We start from the raw sequence: 20,479 nt of genomic DNA on the forward strand, positions 1-20,479 counted from the left end.
CGCCCTCCCAGGATCAGGCCGCCCGGTCACGACATGACAAGCGCGGCGCCGCGCTCGCCAATCATCAGGCTGGTCGCATTGGTATTCGCCGAGGTGATCTGCGGCATCACCGAGGCATCGATCACACGCAGTCGCTCGACGCCGCGCACCCGAAGCTGAGGATCGAGCACCGCCCGCGCGTCGCGGCCCATGCGACAGGTGCCCACGCAATGAAACACCGTGCCACCGGTGTTGCGCGCAAACTCCCATAAGGCGGCGTCATCGCGCGCGGCTTCGCCGGGGACCATTTCAACGTCCCAGAGCGGACGAAATGCCCTCTGGCTATAGATCTCGCGCAGGATCTTCAGGCCGGCAACGATCGTCTTGCGATCCAGCTCCTCGGCAAAATAGTTGGGCGCGATCCGGGGCTGGTCGAAGGGATCGACCGAGCGGATCGCAAGTTGTCCCCGCGATCGGCCGTGGCACTGCCAGACCGAAGCCGTGAAGCCGGAATAGCGGTGCAGGGGATCGCCCGGCTTGTCGACCGAGAGCGGCATGACATTGAACTGCACGTCGGGACGGCCATCGACCGCGTACTCCGTGCAAGCCGCGCCCCCCACCTGTCCTGCGCCGACCGTCAGCGGGCCGCTGCCGGCCAGCATCCATTGCAGCCCCATCTTCGCTAGCTCGACGGGATGGCGGACCTGGTCATTGAGCGAAATCCGTTCCTTCAGGCGCACGATCAACCGCGCCTGATAGTGATCCTGCAGATTGGCGCCGACTTCAGGAGAATCCACAACGACGGGAATACCGAGTTCACGAAGCAGACCGGCCGGACCAACACCAGAGAGCTGGAGGATCTGCGGCGATTGCAGCGCACCTCCGGACAGGATGACCTCGCGATCGGCCCTCGCACCGTGCATCTGTCCCTTGCTGACCCACTCGACGCCGGTTGCCACCCGTCCCTCGAACGTGACCTTGCTGACTTGTGCCTGCGTGATCATCGTGAGGTTGCGACGGTCTGCGATCGGGCGAAGGAAGGCAGATGCCGAGCTGGTCCGCCAATGTCGTCCGATGCCGAGTTGATAAGTGCCGACGCCAAAGGTGGTTTCACCATTGAAGTCTGGGTTGCGCGGCAGGCCGAACTGTACGCCGGCCTCCACCCAGGCGGCCGAAGCAAGATTGTCGTTGCGGAGGTCGGAGACCTCGAACTCGCCGAGACCGCCGTGAAACTGGCTCTCGCCGCCCCTGTAGCGCTCGTAGCGCCGGAAGTAAGGCAAGACGTCACGATAGCTCCAGCCATCGGCGCCGAGACGTTGCCAATCGTCAAAATCCTCGTGCTGACCGCGGATGAAGATCAGCCCGTTGATCGACGACGATCCGCCCAGCACGCGGCCGCGCGGCCAGATGATCGCACGACCGCCGCTCCCTTCAGACGGCTCGGTCTCGAACAGACGCGAGAAGCGCTCGTTGTAGATGGTCCGGTAATACCCGACCGGAAGCTTGAGCCAAAAGTTCCGATCCGATCCACCTGCTTCCAGCAACAGCACGCGGCAGGACGGATCCGCCGACAACCGGTTTGCGACCACGCAGCCGGCAGACCCCGCCCCGACGATGATGTAATCGTAGGCGCGACGTGACATCAGGCAGTCCGATATTGCTCGATCGACGCAAGATCAGGCACAATCCCGAGACCCGCCTCGTCGCCAAGCTCGATCATTCCATCCCGGACATTCAGCACGGGACCGCAAAACCGATCCCGCAGCGGATTCTCGTTGCAATCGACCTCCAGCAGCCCGTCTCCCCCGACGCCGGCCAGCAGATGCGCCGATGCCAGCAGGCCGATCCCAGCCCCCAGATAGTGCGGACAGAACATCTTGCCCGACTTCAGGATGTCGCGGGCTATACCTGCGCAAATCGACAGCCCGCCCCACTTCGCAATGTCGGGCTGGACCACACCGAGAACTTGCTCGCCGAGCACCTCGGCAAAGCCGGCACGGCTTGCGATGTTTTCGCCGGCCGCAAGCGGAAAGCGTATGGCCTGACGCAAGGTTTTCCATTCCTGCTGCGGGCGGTCCGCACGGATCGGCTCCTCGAGCCAGGCAAGGCCGAACGGCTCGAGCTGCGGCGCAAGTTCGAGAGCCTGTGCGATCGTCCAACCCTGGTTGACGTCGGTTGCAAGCATCCCTTCGCCCACGAGGCGCCGCAGCGCTGCGAGATTGGAGCGGTCAGCCGCCGGATCGAAGCCGATCTTCAGCTTCAATGCGCGGTAACCGCGGCCAAGGGCTGCTTCCGCCGTTCGCTCTGCGCCGATCGGATTGATGCCACTGGCGTAGACCCTGATCCGGCTCCGCGATCCACCAAGGAGCTTCCACAACGCGACATTCTGCCGCCGTGCGTGAAGGTCCCAGACGGCAAGATCGATTCCAGCGATTGATTGCGCAAACGGTCCCGCTTCACCTGATTGCAGCGCAAGCACCGCGGTGCCTTGCGTGAGGCGCTCGAAGGCGGCTGAAGGCTCGCAGGCTCGAAATCCAGCCAGCGCCGGCGCGAGCACCTCGTTGACAAGCCGAACGCGATGCTCAGCGCCCGGCGCGGGGAAATTGCACCACGCCTCGCCCCAGCCGACATTGCCGTCCATGTCTTCGACGCGGATGAAAACCGCCGGCCTGTCTGCCATTCGCCCGAACGAAGTGATGACGGGCGTCGTCAGGGGGTACCGGTAGCCAAAGGCTTGAACGCTCCGGATCGTGAAGGGCGGCGATGTCATGCGAGGAAAACCTGCGGCTCCGGCGATGGAGCGCGCCTCTTGTATGGTCATCCTATTTATAATATGACTTCCGTAAACATCAACCGTAATCTGGGTGGAAGCGTCGAATGGATGGAGCTGGCGTGAGACGCTTTCTTCTCGGCTTGGCGCCATGGGTTGGTGCCGTCGTGCTATGGTATGCCGTCCGCTGGAGCGGCTTCGTCAACGCCTCGCTGATCCCCGCTCCGCATCAGGTTGCGGCAAAGTTCTTCGAACTTCTGACCCGCGAAAATCTCCTGCTCGACATCTATGCCTCGACGCGGCGCGTCTTTCTCGGCGTCTCGCTCGGAATTCTCGCCGCAGTACCGGTCGGCTTCCTGCTGGGCTGGTATCGTCCGGCCCGCACTTTCGCCGATCCCATGATCAACTTCTTCCGCGCCCTGCCGCCGATTGCGCTGATCCCGCTGGTGATCGTCTATTTCGGCGTGGATGAGCTCGCCAAGCTCGTCATCCTGTTTTACGCCGCGTTCTTCTCCGGCGTGATCGTCATGTACGAGGGCGTGTCCCAGATCACGCCGCTCTACATTCGCGTGGCGCAGACGCTCGGCGCCAACCAAGGCGAGATATTCCGGAAGGTCATCATTCCCCTCACCGTCCCGCACATCCTCACCGCGCTTCGCGTCGCCCTGGGGGTGGCCTGGGCAACGCTGGTCGCATCCGAGCTGATCGCGGCCCAGCGCGGACTTGGCGCCATGATACAGAATGCCTCGACCTATTTTCTGCTCGACATCATCTATGTCGGGATCATCTGCATCGGCCTGATCGCACTCATCATGGATATGATCCTGCGCAAGATCACGGCGCGGCTGCTCGTCTGGCAGGATCGGGCGATCGCATGACAAAGCGCGCACAGTTCGACCGGGTTTCGCTTGCCTTCGACACCCCGAAGGGCCGCCTCAACGTCGTCGAGGACGTCAGCTACGACATCAACGATGGCGACTTCATCGCGGTGATCGGTCCGTCCGGCTGCGGCAAGACCACGATGATGAGCATGCTCGCCGGATTCCAGAAGCCGACCACCGGCAAGGTGCTGTTCGATGGAAGTCCCGTGGCTGGTCCCGGCCCCGAGCGCGGCGTCATCTTCCAGGAATATGGCGTATTCCCCTGGCTGACGGTGAAGCAGAACATCGCTTTCGGCCTGACGCTCAGGGCGAACCACGTCGCGGCCGGGGAACGCGACGCGATATGCGATCATTATCTCGGCCTGATGGGACTGTCGGACTTCGCCAACTCCTATCCGAAGCATTTGTCCGGCGGCATGCGCCAACGGCTCGCAATCGCACGGGCTTATGCCGTCAAGCCGCAGTTTTTGCTGATGGATGAGCCGTTCGGCGCACTCGATGCCCAGACCCGGTCCAACATGCAGAACCTGCTGCTCAAGGTGCTCGAGACCGAAGGCAAGACGGTCATGCTGATCACCCATTCGGTGGAGGAAGCGATCTACCTTGCCTCCCGCATCCTGGTGGTTACCGCACGGCCGGCGCGGATCAAGGAGATCATCGACGTGCCGTTCCCCTACCCGCGCGACGAATCGATCCAAGAGCGACCCGAATTCGGCGAGCTGCGAGGCCATATCCGCCAGCTCGTGATGGACGAATACCGCGCCCAACAGGCGCAGATGCGTCCGGTCTCATTCTCGGAATAACAACATGACGGAGGACGACACCATGGATCGCCGACAATTTCTGACGACGACGGCCGGGCTTGCCCTGGGGACCTTCACGGCCGCAGCACCGGCAATCGCGCAGGTCAAAACGAGAGTTCGCGTCGGCTATCTACACACCGTCGCCGTCGACGGCCAGATCTGGACCGGCATGGACCGCGGCTCCTTTGAAAAGCAGGGCCTCGATCTCGAGCTGCGGCAGTTCAACACCGGCCTGGAGATCTTCCAGGCGCTGATCGGCGGCAGCCTCGACGTGCTGGCGACCGGCGCTGTGCTCTCGAACTTCCCCGCCCGCGGCCAGGGCAAGGTGTTCCTCATCAACGATATTGAGGTCGCGACCGCACAGCTTTGGGTCCGCTCGGATCAAGGCATCAAGTCGTTCGAGGACCTGAAGGGCAAGCGCATCGCGACCGCGACCGGCACGACCGCTCATGTGTTCCTTGATCGCGCCCTTCGCGCCAACAAGATCGACCCCAAGGAGGTCGAGCTCGTCAACCAGACCATGCCGGCGGCCGTGACCGCGTTCGTCTCCGGAGCGGTGCCCGCCGTCGCCCTCTGGGTGCCATTCAACGTCACGGTTCGCGACAAGGTGCCGGGCGCAGTCAAGCTTGCCGACGCATCAGCCTACTATCCGCAGGCCGCAATCATCGGCGGTTGGGCGGCGGCCAACGACTATTACGAACCGAACAAGGAAACGCTCGCAAAGCTCATCAAAGGCTGGGCCGATGCGAATGACTACATCATCGCGAACAGCTCCGAAGCGATGGAAAAGCTGCAGAAGGGTCATTACAGTCAGACGCCGCTTGCCGACATCAACGAGTCGTTCAAGGCTCAGAAGATGTTCTCGTCCAAGGACTGGAAGCGCATGTATTCGGACGGGACCGTCACCAACTGGCTGCAGCAATCGACCGATTTCTTCATGGCCAACGCCGGCATCAAGGACTTCACGCCGGCTAATAAATACTTCGATCCGAGCCTTTATCTGAAGACGATTGCCTGACCTCACTCCGCATCGTGCGGAGCTGCGCTCTAGCTGGATGAATTGACGGCGTTCAGGACGGACTTGCCGGATACTCCGTCAAATATGTGGGCTCGCTCCGCATTCACCCTGAGCTTGATCTGCGACCCGGGTGCCGCTGATCCGGACGCACCCGCGCTGTCATTGACGTGCCAAAGACATTGGTGAAGACGCGCCGCAGATCCTGCTCGGCCTGCGCCTTTCGTGCGGCGGGTCGGGCGCGGCCAGAACATCCATGGTTTCGTCATAGGCGGGGTGCACGGCCAGCAACTGGCCGGTGCGCTGCGCCGCGATCTCGCTGACGACTAAGCCCGCTGTCGACATGACGGATTCGATCCGGGCAAGCGCGTCTTGCTCGGGCAGACCCGCCAGATCCTTGAGGCGCGGGTCAGACAGGGGAATTTGCAGTGCCTTGAAGCCGAGCCCCCGCGCCCATTCGGCGAGACCGGAGAGCGTGTCGAAAGGCGGCTGCGCACCGATGAATTGGCTGATGAACAGCCCAGGCCCGCGCATTGTTCTTGGCGTCATGAGCGCTTCCGGCAGTGCATGATGTTCGAAACTGTATATCCCGGCGGTGGAGACGGCTCAACCGGTTGTCCCTCGCGACACTTTGGTCTGCGTCAACTCGCCCCGACCGCCAAATCGATCCGACCGGTGACGCCCAGGCTGCAAGGTTCTGTTGCGATGATGATCTGAAGCAGACGCAGTATCTCGTTCTCGCGGCCGATTTCGCCCGAGCTTTGCTTGATCTCTCCACCCTCTGAGCCATGGTGCGGAAATTGCGCGCCATCAGTCTCGACCGCCTAACGGTAGTCGAACCCGACAGCGCGAATGTCGCCAATCGCAGCTTTGCGCGCGCGTGTCGCGGAATACCATCAATCGTATTGTCTCATTCCGGACACCCACTGCCCAGCAGCCCGGAATCCCAACCTGCCGCGGCCGCGCCAGCGCTGTAGGTGGATTCGAAGAACGTCAACAAGTCGCGGTGGGGATCATCGGATTGGCGCAGGTCATCATAGTCGAGAAGGAACTCGCCCATGTTGGCATCCCATCGTGCGACAGTTGGACTGATCTCTGCGTTCTCGATCCCTGCGGGCTGAGGATAGGTGAACGAGTAGAATGCGGGCTTGAAATAGGAGGCATTGCCTGACCACCATCCCATCTCGATCAATTCCGCGTTCATCGCGTTGCGTCGAATGTAGTCGGCCTTTGCGCCGGGCGAAGCCAGCTTGCCGTTGTAGAACGCTACACGAATGTCCATTGTCCCCCACATCAGGCCGATCGGTTGCGTCTTGCCTGTGAAGCGCCCTTGAAACACCTGCAAGGCGCGCTGCGCGCTGAGCAGGATGCGCCACCACCTGTTGACCAGGTCGCGATCGTACGGGCGGTGCTCCCTGTCCTCGTTGAACGGAATAGGATCCGGCACTTCCTGCGGCTTTGGGTTGATAGACACGTTGATTCCAGCCTGGTGAAGCTGATCGAACAGAGTGTCCACGAATGTGGCAACGGATGTCGGGCCCAAAGGCAAATGTCCCGACGCGCCCGCACTCGTAATCCACTGCACTTCGTGCGAGATGAAGTCGGTACGGAGCTCGTAAACTCCGTCAGCATGGAAAATCGGGCCGGAGGTCAGCCCCCTCGCATTGAGCCACAACGGCACCTCAGCCCACTGCGCTTGAAACGGCTCGGACAATTTGAGCTTGCCTATGGCCTGCAACATCATGTGGAGGAGATATCGCGTGGATTCGAACGCTGTGTAGGAAAGATCCGGCCACTGAGCGGAAAGAGACTTCATGGCGTTTCCTCACAAAATGTAAGTATGCTGACCGACCGAGGAATGCCTCGTGCAGCGCCTACGCATTCGGTGAATGTAACACTTAATCTCCCGAACGGCAGTCCTTCCCGGGCGCCAGGCGATCGTCTGTCCTGTTCCAAACGGAGCAGGCCGACTATCGCGTGGAATCTCGGTCAGCTTGGCCCGAAGCTGTTGCTACTCGCAAACCGTACACTATTCGGGAGATGGTCTGCTTTAGGAGCGTCTTTGTGCGGGGGCACGACGAGCAATCTGGCAACCTACACCACTTAAGGGGGCTACCTAGCCCACGTGCAGTTTCAGTTGGCGCGCCGAGCGCGCGACTGTTTGACGTTGCGCGACACAACCTGATCGTAGGCCTCGAGCGCAGCGTCCGTCGCCAGCTTGACCATTTCCCGGTAACAGGCGTCGTTCACCTGCGTGAAGCTGTTGCGGATCGCTCCCGCCAGCTCTTCCTCAGTCACCGACGAGCGTCTCGGGACTGTCCGTCCGGTGAGGTGGGCATAAAGATTGAGGCGGTAGACCTCGGCTGCAAGTTGCCAGGCCCAATCTTCGAGGTTTCGTTCTTCGATCATCGCTCAGCAGAAGGCAGGACGCGAGGGAAACAGTGACGCACCGGATCAGTCAGATAGCCGATGCCGGATGAGGAAGAAAGCAACCCAAGGTCGGGACCTACCTCACTCTGGTTGCGCCCCCTAACCGGTCCGCGTTCTACCGGTCCGAGTATTACTCTTTCCCTGCACGCTCATGAGCATCAGATTTGCCCTGCATCCCGGTCGAGAGCTGTTTCCATCCTTATCTGGCTTCCGATCACCAGTCCGGTGAGAGAGAGCAGAAGGCCCAGCGCCGGCGGCGCGAACAAAGCCTCTTCCTGAAACATCCCATTCAACAGCACGACCATGACGCCGAACCCGGCGAGACCCTGCGTCAGGTCTCCAGAGACGGCGTACAAGCGCCAGGCCTTCAGAGCCACCGCAAAATAGAAGCCGAGAGGTACAAGGGCGGCAATGCCCATTTGGTACAGCAGGACGCCAATCGCACTTTCTACCGCGCCATCGATCGTTCCTGCCTGCTGCGCAGCGCTCCAGTCGATCGAGAAATAGCCCTCTGACAGATTTCCGCCAATTCCCAAACCGCGACCCAGCGGCTTTTCAAGAAATCCGTTCCAGCCTCCCATGAGGCCAATGACGTGATAGTCGCCGATCTGCAAGCCGACATGGATCGCAACGACCGCAAACGCAATCAAGGCCAACAAGCCGAGCAATAGCGTCATCACGGCGCCGAACAGTCGAGTCGACATCCAGGCCGTGGCCACGAATACCACCATGATGAGCGCTCCCTTGACGCTGCAAACAACCAGGAGCGGCAGCGCAGCGAGGGCCAAAAATGGACGCCCAACGGAGAAAAGGAAAAGCCCGAAAAAAGCGATCCCGTACCCGAAGCTGATCGCGCTCATATTCGGCCCGTGAATACGCAGGAGCTTCGAGAGCCCAAACCCCTCGAGCAGAGGAGTATTCAAGAAGTCAAAGCTGAAACGGTCCTTCAGGTCGACGGGTACGTTTCCGGTGGCTCGCATCTCCGCTTCCCACACCCCCGAATGCGTAGCCTTGAGCTCATCAAATCCCCAGAACGTATAGCCATTCGTGATGGCCAGCCAGAAGTCGCGGAATGCAAACTCGATGTAGCCGCAAAGGATCAGAATGGCCGCAAGCGTCACAAGGAAGGGCGTGGTCCGGATCTCGTACGTCGCTGCCGTCAACAATGAGAGCTGAAACAGAAATAGGGGCAAAACGATATTGCGCAGATAGACCGATGCCGCCTGACCGTTCTGGATGAAGCCGATCGCGAAATACAGCGCCGCCACCGTCAGGGTAACGATGCCCCAGCGCATGATTCGATTGACTTCAGTCGACTGATTCCTCCGACCCAGCACGTAAAGCGCAAACATCCCCAGCCACATGACCGAGCAGGCAAGAAAATTGTAGCCCTTGATGAAGTCCAGATCGGACGGGGCAGTCACCAGGGGCGACAGGAGCGAGACGAACAGGTTCTGGAAGAATAGGACGAAAATCGCGATTGCCGGCGCAAGCGTCGGAACCGCCAGGACAATGGCGATGCCGATGAGCGTCTCGACCGCAATGGCCAGAATCGGGCTCGCCATGTGCAAGATGGGAGCAAAGCCGATCGATGCTATGGCGATGCAGATCGTCGGGATCAGTTCGCGCAACGCCTCGGGCAATTGCTCGGCAATTCCAAGCCGCACGGTCGGATACTGCGGCGAAAACCGGACGCTCATACGTGGGACCTTTGGCATCGAGCGTAGATCGAAATAGCGCGGAATGTGTAAAGATCCGTTAACGCTAATGGAGTCTTGCACGGCGCCGGTCCGAGATCATCAACGCGCACTCGCGCCACCCGAGGATAGCCGGCAGGCGGCGCTTGGATGCCGGAAGGGGTGCTCGTTAATACAAACCGCATTCCGTCGGTGTCTGCAGCGCTCCGGCTCTGCTATAGGAAGTCGGCTCCGGCTCGACCGGCTCTTGGCAATTTCCCGGTTGTTTGGTTTCAGGAATGAACAAAGACAAGGACGCGTTCGATGTCAGCATCGACGACGCATTTGACTTTTTGTCTCAGGAGTACGTCGAGCTGTTCGATCGGTCGGCCGCGACTGCATTTCAACATCCGTTCTGGCTGGATTCGCTCTACCGCAAGCTCGCGCCTGCCGCAGCGGCAAAGCGCCTCGTGGTCGTCGTTCGCGATCGAGCGACCAAGAGGCTGGCGATGGTGCTGCCCTTGCTGCGGGTGCGGCGAGGTCCGATCCGGACCGTCGAATTCGCCGACCTTCGCGTCTCGGACTACCTGGCTCCGGTGTGCACCGCCGAGACATTTTCCGACCTGCTGCAGGACGAGAATGCTTGCCTGACGATTCAACGCCTGGTCCGGCCGTTCGATCTACTGCGGATACCCAAGTTACCGGACGGGAAACTCCCGATCGAGTCGCTTCTGGCGACGCCGCGGCGAACGCCGATCGACACCAACGCCTACTCAACCCTCCTGGTTGCGCCCTTCGACCAATGGCGCGCCAGCGCGCTGAATCGCTCCTATCAAAAGGAGCTCAACAAGAAATGGCGTCAGCTCGAGAAGAAGGGCGAGGTTGGATTTTCATGCTGCGACGGCCGCGCATCCGTCGTTGCGGCGATGGAGCAGATGAAGAAGTTTCGCGGCCCGCGGTTTCAAGCTCAAGGCGACGGCGATCTGCTTCAACGCCCCGAATACTTCGATTTCTATTTCGACGTGACGGTCCGCAGCATCGGCGGCTTCGTGCGGCTTTACACGATGACCCTGGACGGCAACGTGATTGCCACCGTGTTGGGACTGTGCCACCGGGACAGCTTCCTCATCATCATGAGCGCATTTGATCTTGCGAGATACAAGAGCCAATCTCTCGGTGCGCTCATGTTTGAACGTGTCGCCAGGGATTGCATCGAGCGCGGGGACAAGATCCTCGACTTCACCATCGGCGACGAACCCTACAAGCGGCTGTTTGGCGCACAACCCTCGCCGATGTGGAGCGTGACGCGGACCGGAAGCGTCGCCGGTTCGTTTGCTTTGCTCGCGTTGAGACAAGCCCCCTGGATCAAGCTGGCCGCCAAGAAGGTGGCCGAATTCAAACTCCTCAAGGTCCGCAGCTCAGCCGGCGCAGGTTGATCGGCAGCCCACCTCTTTGAGGCTGCTGCCGGGTAATCAGGCGCGCAGCGCACCGTGCAGGCGGGCGATCCATCCCGGCTTTATCTGGTCCACCCGATGTGTGAGATTGCGCCGCAAGAAATGCAGGCGACGCTGCACAATCCACCTGACATCGTTGTTCGACGTCAGGGCTTGCCGAAACCGCGCCATATTCAGCGAACGCTGGTCGGCTGCGACCTTGTCGCGGTCGGAATAGAATTGCGAGATCTTTTCTTTGCCCATGCCATCGGTTTCGAGCCAACGCGGCACATACTCGGTGCACAGACGCTCCACGTCCACCAGCAGGCGACTTACGCCGGTCCCTGCTGCAGGGCAGTTGGTCTGAAACGCGTCGCCGATGAGCACGACGCCGGGCTGCAGATGTCCTTCGACGGCGAACAGATCCATAACCCAATTTTGCACCTGATCGACGACGCGGAAATCGCCGAGATGGCGGTGCAATCCAGGCATCAGGCGCAGCAGTGTCGTCTTCGTCTCCCGCCGCAGCTCTCGCATGACCGGGTCGGATGGATCGCGGAACATGAAGAGGTTCGCCCGCATTCCGCCAGGTGTGGGGAACAGACTGAGATAATCGATACCGGAAGCCGGGTCGCCATAGCAGGTCAGCGCCTTGAATGCGAACGGCGCGTCGTCGGAGGGGGCAATGGTAAAGCCGAACGAAACAGAGTGATGTTCGGCCAACACGCGTCGCTTGATTCCGAGATCGTAACCGAGAACGCCGGCCATGCCGGTGGCGAGAATGACGAGACGCGCCGAGACGCGCCTGCCGGATGCCAGCACGACCTCCTGGAGGTCGTCGCTGCAGCTCACGCCGGTAACCCGATCTACGATGAAACTCGAGGGGGCGCGCATCAGACGGCGCGCCATTGCAACAAGGTCGGCATAGGGAAGCCCGTAGGCCTGACCGACGCTGACGTCGACGACCTTTCCTGCCCTGATGTTGGTCACGCGGTCATACGAACAAGCGACGGCCGCGAGCTCGCCGATGAATCCCAACCGCCGAAGAATATCGAGCTGCTGGCCAGCGATCTTCTCGACGCGGAATTCGTCCGGATGGACGGCGCGCCGATCGATCAGGGCGATGCGACATCCTGCCCGTGCGAGGACTGCCGCCGCCAGCGATCCTGCCAGGCCGCCGCCGACGATTGCGACGTCTGCGACGATCACTTCGGGCGCATGGGCTGCGATCGGTTCAGCCACGCTCTCTTCAATTGGCATCTGTCGACTCCGGCGGCTAATCCCAGCGGAACTGCAATTTTCCTGCCTGATATCCACTTCCCGAAGCAGGAACGATCATTTCCGGAGATCGCGGTTAACCGCTGACTGCGCGGCCTAGACGGAGCAAGCGCGGACCGATGCCTTTCAAAGAGGACGGCGGCGATCCCGGCACACGCTTTACACGGCGTCGTAGTGCTCTCCCCCAATAGCTCGGCGGTAGCGTGAACGATTGATTACCGTCGGCGATTGTTTCGTTCGGGGACACCCGAGACAAATCGCCCCAGTAAGAACCAGGGCCTGTTCGCCTGGTCGACATTCACATCGAGCGGATGCCCAGCCGCAAGCAGCACAAGCCAGCATTAACACACCTGGTGCGCGGGCGTGTTACGCTGGGCACCATGTTGCTGCGAGCATCTTGGAAGGATAGATGCGTTGTAGGTGTCATGATCGATTTAGTTCTTCAGTTGCTACAGCGTGACGTAACGCGCGGCGTTGCCGGAACCATTTTCCTGAAGGTCGGCAGCGGCGGTCTTGCGTTCGCAATGTTTTCGCTGGCGGCACATGCGATGTTGCCCGACGCGTTTGGCAATTTCGCCACATGGCTTTCCGTTGCCCAGATCGCATCGGTGGTGGGTCTGCTCGGCCAGGAATTGCTTCTGGTTCGGTTCCTGAATGAGTACCAGGTGAAGGGGCGAACCGGCCTCACCAAGGGAGTCTTGCTCTCCAGTCTGAAAATCTCCTCCATTGCGATGTCGATCGCAATCTGCGCAATCGCAGCAGTGGCGAGCGTCAGGGGCGAGTGGTGGCTGTTGACAGTCGCGGTGTGCGCCTTCACCGCCGTGAATGCCGGATTGATGCTCGGCAGCCAGATCGCGCGATCGCTGGTGGGCATTCTGATGGGAGAGGGCAACCGGGAATTTTTCTGGCGTATCGCTGTCGTCCTGATCCTGCTCGCAGTGGTGTTTGGTCATGGACGTATCGAGCCGGCCGAACTGTTCGGATTGATGGCGATTGCGATGGGGCTCGCGCTGGTCGTGCAGATCGTTTCGATTGTGCGGGCCTTGCCGAACTTGCGCGATGTGCCGTCCAGGTCCGAGCCTGCCCGTTGGCGGTCGAGCGCGCTTCGTTTCTGGCTCGCCTCGATCCTCGAAGCGGCAAACCAGTATTTCGACGTTATCCTGGTCTACTGGATGTTGGATCCGGCGACCGCCGGTGTCTATTTTGCCGCCTCGCGTTTGGCCAATATCTTCGCGATGCTGTCCGCGGCTCTCTATACCTTTGCGGCGCGCCGCCTGCCTTCGCTTTACTTCAGCAAGAACCACCGGGAATTCGAGCGCACCCTGCAGCTCATGGCCGAGGTCACTGCGGTGTGCGTCATCGGCGGGCTTGTTGTCATCTGGGTCGGCGCTCCCTATCTGCTCGGCTTGTTTGGCCCCCATTTCGCCGACCAGCAATGGGTGCTGGTCGTATTGTCGATCGGCACGGCTTTCCAGGCGGCTGGCGGTCCGGCTGCGGCCATCCTCCAATTGACCGGTCACGAAGGCAAATACGTGCCCGTGGTCGCCGCCAATGTGGTGCTTCGCCTGCTCGGCTTTGTCGTTCTCATTCCCTGGCTGGGTGTACTCGGCGCCGCCATTTCGGCGACCGCTTCGCTTGCACTTGCCACGATCGTTCTCAATGTGCTTTGCAGCCGGCGAACCGGTGTTGATCCTTCGATCCTCGTGCTGGCCCGTTCTTTCAGATCACCCAAATCCGCAACCTATGCGGTCCGGATAGCCGACACGAACGACTGAGGACATCTTGTCCCGCAGGCCGCGGCCAGGCGCAGTCTCGTTGTTGAACGCCGGGCTCTCTAAGGAGAACCTAATAGCGCCCGCAAGACGTCGGCATCGGGCCTGCCCGTGTTGTTGTCGAGCAGACCGAACCCTTGCGCCAGCTCCCAATGCGCCCAGCCCCAGCAATGCTCGCGGGCATAGGCGGTCACCAGCGAGAGCCAGCGCAACCGGCTCTCCTTGGGAGCGCTGGCTTTCAACACGCCAAATTCGTTGACGATGATCGGTCGCGAGAACCGCTGCTGCCATGCAACAGCGGGGTTAAGCCATCGGTCGATACTCGATTCCTCATTGCCGATGACAATCGCCTTGTCGAGCATACCGAGCGCCGCCGTCGCGTTCCCCTCTTTGAGCTCCCGGCGGATCGCCTGAACCCGGGGATCCCTTGCCCTGATTGGGTAAGGCAGCCCCTTGATCCGATGAAGTGGCTCTTGTGCATCCCAGTGACCCTGATGGGTAAACACCATCGGATCATAGAAGTGGATGGCGTACACTATATTTGGATCGGGCAACGGACGGAGTTCCGGAAGCGAGTCGGCCCGCTGCCAGTTAACCGGTCCCACAATCAGGGTGGTGGCAGGAAGCAATCGGCGCACGAAGGCTGCGAGCGCTTCGACTTCGATTTGCCACCTGTCGGCTTCCAGATTGGGCTCGTTGAGCAACTCGGCGAAGACACGATCAACCGGATATGATTGAATGACCCCGGCGAGAGCGCTCCACGCATCCTCAATCTCGTGCAACGACGCGTCCGGATCCTCCCGATGCAGGCGATTGAAACGCTCGCCGGGATGAAGATCGACGGAGATGGAGTAACCAAGCGATGTGAGTTGCTTCAACGCCTGATCAAGCGACCGCAGTGCCTCGTCCCGCTGCGCCTGCGAGGCGAAATGACGCATCACCTGCTCTGCGGGCACCGGCAGCCGGACATGGCTCATTCCCGCCTTGCGAAGCTGTCGAAGCAAGTCCGAGCCTGGAGGTGCGGACTTCGGACCGTTGATCCAACCGTCGGCATTGAACCCGCGAGACAATGCGACAAGTCTGTCCTCTGGGACCGTATGCGGCAAAGCCACACAGGTGCGCGCCGATGCCGACTGGCCGAGCGAAATCGATAGGAAGATCGCAGCAACGAGCAATTTTCGCCTGTCGGCCACGGCAATCCACCAAGGTTGAAGACCGGCATGATGTTGCCGGCCTGAGCCAATATGCGCCTGTCGGCGACGAGCTTGTGATCGTCAACCCGCCAATTCGGTGAGTTGGGCCGCTGAGCCCGCGGGTACATGATTGATGACCAGACCGCTCGGCACACCGTCAAACCTGCCCAGCGCCGCGGTTATCCTTCGCATTGCCGCCGAACCAAGCTCGGCATCGCGCACCACCAGCATGACCAGATCCGCGTGCGCGGCCAGCGCAAGAGCGTCGGGCTGCAAGGCGAGAGATGTCGCATGTACGATGATGAGGTCGAACTCCGAACGAATATCGTCCGCAGGCCTTGAACCGGCTGTTCTGCCTGCACCCAGGAGCTCGTTTACGGACTGAACCCCTGCGATGGTGGCGCCCCCCTGCCAATCGGTCACTGCGGACGCGGCGCCGCCGAGTTCCGGCTTCACTTGTATCAGGACGCTCAGCATTCCCTTGTTCACGGCCGAGCGATTCAGTGAGCGCGCAACGGTATTGCCGCCGGCACTCTTGCCGACCGATATGACGAGCGCGACCTTGCCGCCAAGTCCGGGCGCGCCATCGATCTTTTCGAGAAGCGGACGGAGGTAAGGTCCCAAGTCGATCTCGGCGGCCGCAGTTGTCGGCTTCTGCCATACGGATTTGGCAAATTCGGGTGCCAGGTCTGGGATGCGGACCCACACAGGGACGCTCGGCAGCGCGGCCGGTTGCGGCAAAACGGAAACCCGGCGCAGAGGTTGCTGATCAGGTGTGCCGCCCGTGGCGGCATCCGCGGGAGAACGGGCGGGAGCAGGCTTCTCTGACACGCTCTTCGTCACCGCAACAGCGGCTGTCGACGTCAATATCGAGGCGATTGCAAGAGCCGCGAGGAGCAAAGCGAGCGGTGGACGCGTTGAGCGAAGCGGAGGAATGGCGGGCGAAGCGATCTTGGTCTGGGAGTTCTGCAGCAGGCGCTGTTCATTGGTCGACTTGAACCGGGACAGGAACTGCTCATAAATGTTCTTGTTGGCCTCGGCATCCCGCTGCAGCTCCTGCAGCCTGACGACCGCCTGACCGTCGACCAGCATCTGCGTCTCGACCGCCTTGAGCTGCTTTTCCAGCGAGTTTTGTTGCTCGAGCTGCGCCTCGTATTCGGATTTCGCAGTGTCGATGTTCTTCTTTCGCTCAACCTCGATTTGCCTGTTGAGGTCGCTTAGCTGGCTGTAAGATATCATCAGGTCAGGATGGCGTTCGCCGAACACCGCTTTTTTTTGCGCGATTTGATCGTTCAACGCCGAGCGCTGCGCTCGCAGGACGCTGAGAAGGTCCTGCTTGACCGGCCCGTCGACATTGGCCTTGAGATCGCGTTGCGCTTGCTCATAGCGAGACTTTGCTTCCGCGGTGCGCGCGCGGGCGGCTGAGACCTGCTGCGTGAGATCGGTCACACGCAGTTGCTGGGTCGTGGAATCCTTGCCGGCATTGACGATCTTGTGCTCGAGCCGGAAGGCGGCGACGGCGTCTTCCGATGCCCGCAGGCGCTCGTTCAATGTCTTCAGACGGTCCTTGAGCCAATCGGCCGCCTCATCGGTAGCCTCGGTGCGGACGCGGCCTTGATTGGCGACGAACGCCTCAGCGACGGCATTGGCGTAATACGCGGCTCGCTCCGGGCTGTTCGACGTGAATGAAATGGCAATGACGTAAGTGAGCCCGCGGCGTGAAATGTCGAGACGACCACGGAATTTTTCGAGCAGACGCGTCGTGTCGGTTTGACCACCCGCGACATCTTCATCGCTCGCGATCTTGAGCTGCTCGATCAAGGGCCGGAGAAAACCGTCCGACTTGGCGATTTCAATCAAGCTCTGAAGCGCTGCGGCATCCTGGCCGATGCCTGGAAGCACATCTTGATCCGTGGTCACACGCTGCTCTCGAGGATCAACGACGACCAGCGCGGTCGCGGCAAACCGGACCGGGAGAACCATCAGAACTGCGATACCCAAGGCGAACATTGCCAACGCCAGTATTGCAATGCGTCGGCCATTCTCCCGCAGGAAAGACATTGCACCGGAGACGGTCAGCGATCCCTTGATAAAAGCTGTGCTGGTGCGACCCGGCAGTGCCGGCGCGACCCGCGGCGCCTCCCACGAGGCCATGGGCTCTGTCGGAGCGGAATTTCGCGGTGATGCGCGGCTACCGAACGTCATGGATGGACTCAAATTCAACTGGCAGTCACTGTTCAGTGGCCTGCCCGATCGTAAATATCCATGGTTAACCTAGGGTTGACGCCTGTCTCGCCGTTGCCGAGAAAGAAATTTTAACCATTCGGCTATCGCCTGGGTCATCATCTCACTGCTTTGCGAGAAATCCGGTCGCAACGTCTGTATTAACTCCGTTGCCAGCTAGTCGATGTCCGTAGGACCGTCGCGTGATAGGTGATTAAGAAATGGGTAAGCATCCCCCGCGCACAGACGGCGAAGAATGCCTGCTCTATTTCAGCTAAGCACCAAATCCCGCGGAGCAGCGATGAGGTCGTCCACCGCCACACATCTGACAAACAGAGATGCGCCCAAGCGGCGAGTGGTTCTGTTGCAGACCCAGGCCGAGAATGCCGGCGCCCAGGAGATCACACGACTCCTGGGAAAAGGTCTAAACGCGCGTGGTTACGAAGTCCTTAATCTGTTCTTTTACCGCAAGTCGGATTCCTTCGAGGAGCCGCTGAATACGCTCTATTGCTCCTCCGGCCGGCCGGAGACCCCGTTGGCGCTGCTGCGGATGCTATGGACCCTCGGCCGCCATCTGGCAAAGGCAAAGCCGGATGCGGTCCTTACGTTTCAACATTTCGGCAACGTGATCGGCGGCGGTGTCGCGCGCCTTGCTTGCCGAGCCCCCGTCATCGCAAATCAGGTGTCGTCTGCGATGTCGATGAGCTGGCCCGTCCGCGCAGCCGACATCGTCATGGGCAGCCTCGGGTTCTTCAATTTCATAACCCTCAACTCCCAGCATATGCAGGGCGAATATGCGCGCTACCCCGCCTCCTATCGCTCGCGCATGAAGCACGTCGCGCATGGCTTCGACGACAAATCGCTCGATCTGCCGAAGAGAATTGCGCGGCAACGGTTCAGTTTGCCCCTCGATCATGCCCTTCTTGGCTGCGCCGCAAGATTGCATCCTCACAAGCGGCTCGATGCCGCGATCCGTCTCCTGGCCGGCGAGCCGTCCTGGCATCTTGCGCTGGCCGGTCAGGGCCCGGACGAGGAGCGGCTGAGACTTCTGGCGGATGAATTGAAAGTATCCGACAGGCTGCATTTCGTCGGCGAGATTTCCCCGCAAGAGATGGCGGGCTTCCTCGCCTGCCTGGATGTCTTCGTGTTCCCCACGCAAGCCGAAACCTTCGGCCTTGCGGCAGTCGAGGCGGCGAGCGCCGGCGTCCCTTCGGTCGTCAGTGATCTGGCGGTCTTGCGCGAGGTCCTGTCGGTTGACGGAAAGCCGGCGGCACTCTTCGTCGATGCCGCGGACAATGCGAAGCTGTCGGCCGCCGTTTCGAGGATCCTGACAGACAAGGCTCTGAGCAACGAGCTGCGGCAAAACGCCAAAGGCCTGAGGTCGCGTTATTCGGTAGAGACCATGGTTGATGAATACGTTCAAATTCTCGAACAGGCGATTTGATCGTGAATAGCGATGGACGGACGCGCGAACATGATTATCGAGTTCCGTTGCGAAACTGAACATGCTCGGCTCTGGATGAACTGCGAGAGCCTGCCCGTCAACGGCCGGGATATTCCAGTTCAGATTGAATGGTCGGCCACGACTGACGCTCGGCCCGCTGGCCTTGAGGTGCTGTTCGAGCTTGAGCGTCTGATATTGCGCAAGGGAAAACGCGGTGCCGCTGACAGACTGACGGCCATCCCGCAACAATTACGCCAGCGTATCGGCACGGCAGACGTGATCGTTGATTTTACAGGTGCCGAGCGGGATCCTCACTGCTCCGCCCGGCTTTATCTGCGGCCGTTGTTTAACGGGGTCGCGGGAGAAAATGCCGCATTGGCAGCTATCCTGGCGGGAGACCTGCCGGTGATCGAAATCGTCAACGAACTCGACGGCGCGGTGCTGGATCGCGGTCATCCTTCCGCAGAAGCTGCCGCGGGCCTGAGCGGCGCGCTTGAAACCGTCATGGCGCGCACTCTGACCATGCTGACTGCAGTTCTGACGGGAGCCCCGAGGATACTTCCCCAATTGGCGTATTCCGTTGCAAGGAGGGCGCAATCACAGCCGGCAAGTTACGTGCTGCGCGGCTTGACCGTCTCGATCGCGAAGGAAATATATCGACTGTGCTGCTACGCGCCGCATTGGCACGTGGGATGGCGCTATAGTCCGACGACCAATGTTTGGCAGACAGGGAATTTGTCAGGGCCCGGCTGGAACGTGCTTGGAGACCCCGGACATCGGTTCTACGCGGATCCATTTCCGGTCGAGTGGCAGGGACGTACATTCGTCTTCTTTGAGGATCTCGACCATCATGTGGGCAAGGGGATCATTTCCGCAATCGAGTTCGATGGAACGGGGCCGGTTGGAGAGGCCGTACCCGTGCTGGAAGAGCCTTGGCATCTGTCTTATCCGTTCCTGATCGAGGATGGCGGCCAACTGTGGATGATCCCGGAAAGTACGGGGCATCGGGACGTGGCGCTGTACAGGTGCGTTCGATTTCCAGACAAGTGGGAGCGTCACTGCACGCTGCTGTCGGGGCTCGAGCTGGCTGACGTCACCATCACGCGGCACAACAGCGTGAATTATCTGTTCGGTGCCTGGCGGGACGGCACCGGCGGATACTCCGATACATTGTCGATCTTCCATGCCGACAGCCTGTTCGGTCCCTGGTTGCCCCATGCGAGCAATCCGGTACTGATGGATCGCGCAAGCGCGCGGCCGGCGGGACACTTCGTGCGAATCGACGGGAAGCTGTGGCGTCCGGTCCAGGATTGCACGCACGGATATGGCTGCGCGCTTGGGCTTGCGGAAATTCTCGAGCTGTCGCCGACGACGTTCAGGCAAGTCGTTCGGCAGGTCTTGAAGCCCGGACCGGCATGGCTTGGCAGAAAGCTTCACACCCTCAATCGTTGCGGCCATCTCGAGGTCATAGACGGATCGCGAGTTCAGCCAAAGAACGCTTTTCTGCGCAGGCCCGCATCGGCCATGTCCCCCGCCGGAATGTCTCCCGCTGTGTCGCGGTGAGCCTTCAGGGAGTCCGGTT

16 protein-coding genes are annotated in these 20,479 nt (G+C 60.7%); 7 read left to right on the top strand and 9 right to left on the bottom strand.

What is annotated here, in order from left to right; all coding sequences use genetic code 11:
• Window positions 1-26: 26 nt before the first annotated feature.
• Together MTR72_RS02515 and MTR72_RS02520 are read right to left on the bottom strand one after the other, a co-directional pair.
• Window positions 27-1,622 (bottom strand): GMC family oxidoreductase, encoded by a 1,596-nt coding sequence (locus tag MTR72_RS02515; protein ID WP_280966149.1) that lies wholly within the window; start codon window positions 1,620-1,622, stop codon window positions 27-29.
• Window positions 1,622-2,749 (bottom strand): mandelate racemase/muconate lactonizing enzyme family protein, encoded by a 1,128-nt coding sequence (locus MTR72_RS02520; RefSeq protein ID WP_280966150.1) that lies wholly within the window; start codon window positions 2,747-2,749, stop codon window positions 1,622-1,624. Before MTR72_RS02520 ends, MTR72_RS02515 begins: the two co-directional genes overlap by 1 nt.
• Window positions 2,750-2,871: 122 nt before the next feature.
• On the opposite strand from MTR72_RS02520, the gene MTR72_RS02525 reads away from it, so the two are divergent.
• From MTR72_RS02525 to MTR72_RS02535, 3 genes are read left to right on the top strand one after another with little or no spacing between them, the layout of a single operon-like run.
• A complete protein-coding gene (locus MTR72_RS02525) occupies window positions 2,872-3,627 on the top strand; it encodes an ABC transporter permease (protein WP_445819542.1) in 756 nt (251 codons plus the stop codon).
• Window positions 3,624-4,433 carry an ABC transporter ATP-binding protein gene (locus tag MTR72_RS02530; RefSeq protein WP_280966152.1) on the top strand — a complete coding sequence of 270 codons (810 nt, stop codon included), beginning with the start codon at window positions 3,624-3,626 and terminating at the stop codon, window positions 4,431-4,433. Before MTR72_RS02525 ends, MTR72_RS02530 begins: the two co-directional genes overlap by 4 nt.
• 22 nt (window positions 4,434-4,455) lie before the next feature.
• Window positions 4,456-5,451, top strand: a complete 996-nt coding sequence (locus MTR72_RS02535; protein WP_280971088.1) for an ABC transporter substrate-binding protein — start codon at window positions 4,456-4,458, stop codon at window positions 5,449-5,451.
• Between the two features lie 159 nt (window positions 5,452-5,610).
• Here MTR72_RS02535 and MTR72_RS02540 read toward each other — a convergent pair whose 3' ends face one another.
• From MTR72_RS02540 to MTR72_RS02555, 4 genes are all read right to left on the bottom strand, one after another.
• Window positions 5,611-5,997, bottom strand: coding sequence for a hypothetical protein (locus tag MTR72_RS02540; protein ID WP_280966153.1), 387 nt, complete (start codon window positions 5,995-5,997; stop codon window positions 5,611-5,613).
• A gap of 361 nt (window positions 5,998-6,358) precedes the next feature.
• Complete coding sequence (locus MTR72_RS02545; protein ID WP_280966154.1) at window positions 6,359-7,264, bottom strand: DUF5996 family protein; 906 nt, start codon at window positions 7,262-7,264, stop codon at window positions 6,359-6,361.
• A 317-nt stretch (window positions 7,265-7,581) separates the two neighbouring features.
• The gene (locus tag MTR72_RS02550; RefSeq protein WP_341510047.1) at window positions 7,582-7,857 is read right to left on the bottom strand and encodes a hypothetical protein; all 276 of its coding nucleotides are present in this window, start codon (window positions 7,855-7,857) and stop codon (window positions 7,582-7,584) included.
• Between the two features lie 179 nt (window positions 7,858-8,036).
• On the bottom strand, window positions 8,037-9,578 hold the full coding sequence (locus tag MTR72_RS02555) for a hypothetical protein (RefSeq protein WP_280966155.1): 1,542 nt from the start codon (window positions 9,576-9,578) through the stop codon (window positions 8,037-8,039).
• A 275-nt stretch (window positions 9,579-9,853) separates the two neighbouring features.
• Between MTR72_RS02555 and MTR72_RS02560 the strand changes: the two genes are divergently transcribed.
• Window positions 9,854-10,990 (top strand): GNAT family N-acetyltransferase, encoded by a 1,137-nt coding sequence (locus MTR72_RS02560; RefSeq protein WP_280966156.1) that lies wholly within the window; start codon window positions 9,854-9,856, stop codon window positions 10,988-10,990.
• Between the two features lie 36 nt (window positions 10,991-11,026).
• Here the strand turns inward: MTR72_RS02560 and MTR72_RS02565 are convergent, their stop codons facing one another.
• Window positions 11,027-12,247, bottom strand: coding sequence for an FAD-dependent oxidoreductase (locus MTR72_RS02565; RefSeq protein WP_280966157.1), 1,221 nt, complete (start codon window positions 12,245-12,247; stop codon window positions 11,027-11,029).
• A gap of 443 nt (window positions 12,248-12,690) precedes the next feature.
• Between MTR72_RS02565 and MTR72_RS02570 the strand changes: the two genes are divergently transcribed.
• Window positions 12,691-14,040, top strand: a complete 1,350-nt coding sequence (locus MTR72_RS02570; protein ID WP_280971089.1) for a lipopolysaccharide biosynthesis protein — start codon at window positions 12,691-12,693, stop codon at window positions 14,038-14,040.
• A gap of 59 nt (window positions 14,041-14,099) precedes the next feature.
• Here MTR72_RS02570 and MTR72_RS02575 read toward each other — a convergent pair whose 3' ends face one another.
• Window positions 14,100-15,230 carry a glycoside hydrolase family 5 protein gene (locus MTR72_RS02575; protein ID WP_280966158.1) on the bottom strand — a complete coding sequence of 377 codons (1,131 nt, stop codon included), beginning with the start codon at window positions 15,228-15,230 and terminating at the stop codon, window positions 14,100-14,102.
• Window positions 15,231-15,311: 81 nt separating this feature from the next.
• On the bottom strand, window positions 15,312-17,435 hold the full coding sequence (locus tag MTR72_RS02580) for a GumC family protein (RefSeq protein WP_280966159.1): 2,124 nt from the start codon (window positions 17,433-17,435) through the stop codon (window positions 15,312-15,314).
• A gap of 319 nt (window positions 17,436-17,754) precedes the next feature.
• Between MTR72_RS02580 and MTR72_RS02585 the strand changes: the two genes are divergently transcribed.
• Entirely contained in the window at window positions 17,755-18,897 is a 1,143-nt protein-coding gene (locus tag MTR72_RS02585; RefSeq protein ID WP_280966160.1) for a glycosyltransferase family 4 protein, read from the top strand.
• Between the two features lie 30 nt (window positions 18,898-18,927).
• Window positions 18,928-20,460 carry a glucosamine inositolphosphorylceramide transferase family protein gene (locus tag MTR72_RS02590; protein ID WP_341510048.1) on the top strand — a complete coding sequence of 511 codons (1,533 nt, stop codon included), beginning with the start codon at window positions 18,928-18,930 and terminating at the stop codon, window positions 20,458-20,460.
• The last annotated feature ends 19 nt before the right edge of the window (window positions 20,461-20,479 follow it).

The organism is Bradyrhizobium sp. ISRA442 (genome assembly GCF_038085055.1).
Taxonomy (GTDB): domain Bacteria; phylum Pseudomonadota; class Alphaproteobacteria; order Rhizobiales; family Xanthobacteraceae; genus Bradyrhizobium.

What these genes read in the sequence shown, in the direction of transcription:
- MTR72_RS02515 (WP_280966149.1), bottom strand. Translation starts at nt 1,622, where the DNA reads ATGTCACGTCGCGCCTACGATTACATCATCGTCGGGGCGGGGTCTGCC.
- MTR72_RS02520 (WP_280966150.1), bottom strand. Translation starts at nt 2,749, where the DNA reads ATGACATCGCCGCCCTTCACGATCCGGAGCGTTCAAGCCTTTGGCTAC.
- MTR72_RS02530 (WP_280966152.1), top strand. Translation starts at nt 3,624, where the DNA reads ATGACAAAGCGCGCACAGTTCGACCGGGTTTCGCTTGCCTTCGACACC.
- MTR72_RS02535 (WP_280971088.1), top strand. Translation starts at nt 4,456, where the DNA reads ATGGATCGCCGACAATTTCTGACGACGACGGCCGGGCTTGCCCTGGGG.
- MTR72_RS02540 (WP_280966153.1), bottom strand. Translation starts at nt 5,997, where the DNA reads ATGACGCCAAGAACAATGCGCGGGCCTGGGCTGTTCATCAGCCAATTC.
- MTR72_RS02545 (WP_280966154.1), bottom strand. Translation starts at nt 7,264, where the DNA reads ATGAAGTCTCTTTCCGCTCAGTGGCCGGATCTTTCCTACACAGCGTTC.
- MTR72_RS02550 (WP_341510047.1), bottom strand. Translation starts at nt 7,857, where the DNA reads ATGATCGAAGAACGAAACCTCGAAGATTGGGCCTGGCAACTTGCAGCC.
- MTR72_RS02555 (WP_280966155.1), bottom strand. Translation starts at nt 9,578, where the DNA reads ATGAGCGTCCGGTTTTCGCCGCAGTATCCGACCGTGCGGCTTGGAATT.
- MTR72_RS02560 (WP_280966156.1), top strand. Translation starts at nt 9,854, where the DNA reads ATGAACAAAGACAAGGACGCGTTCGATGTCAGCATCGACGACGCATTT.
- MTR72_RS02565 (WP_280966157.1), bottom strand. Translation starts at nt 12,247, where the DNA reads ATGCCAATTGAAGAGAGCGTGGCTGAACCGATCGCAGCCCATGCGCCC.
- MTR72_RS02570 (WP_280971089.1), top strand. Translation starts at nt 12,691, where the DNA reads ATGATCGATTTAGTTCTTCAGTTGCTACAGCGTGACGTAACGCGCGGC.
- MTR72_RS02580 (WP_280966159.1), bottom strand. Translation starts at nt 17,435, where the DNA reads ATGACGTTCGGTAGCCGCGCATCACCGCGAAATTCCGCTCCGACAGAG.
- MTR72_RS02585 (WP_280966160.1), top strand. Translation starts at nt 17,755, where the DNA reads ATGAGGTCGTCCACCGCCACACATCTGACAAACAGAGATGCGCCCAAG.
- MTR72_RS02590 (WP_341510048.1), top strand. Translation starts at nt 18,928, where the DNA reads ATGATTATCGAGTTCCGTTGCGAAACTGAACATGCTCGGCTCTGGATG.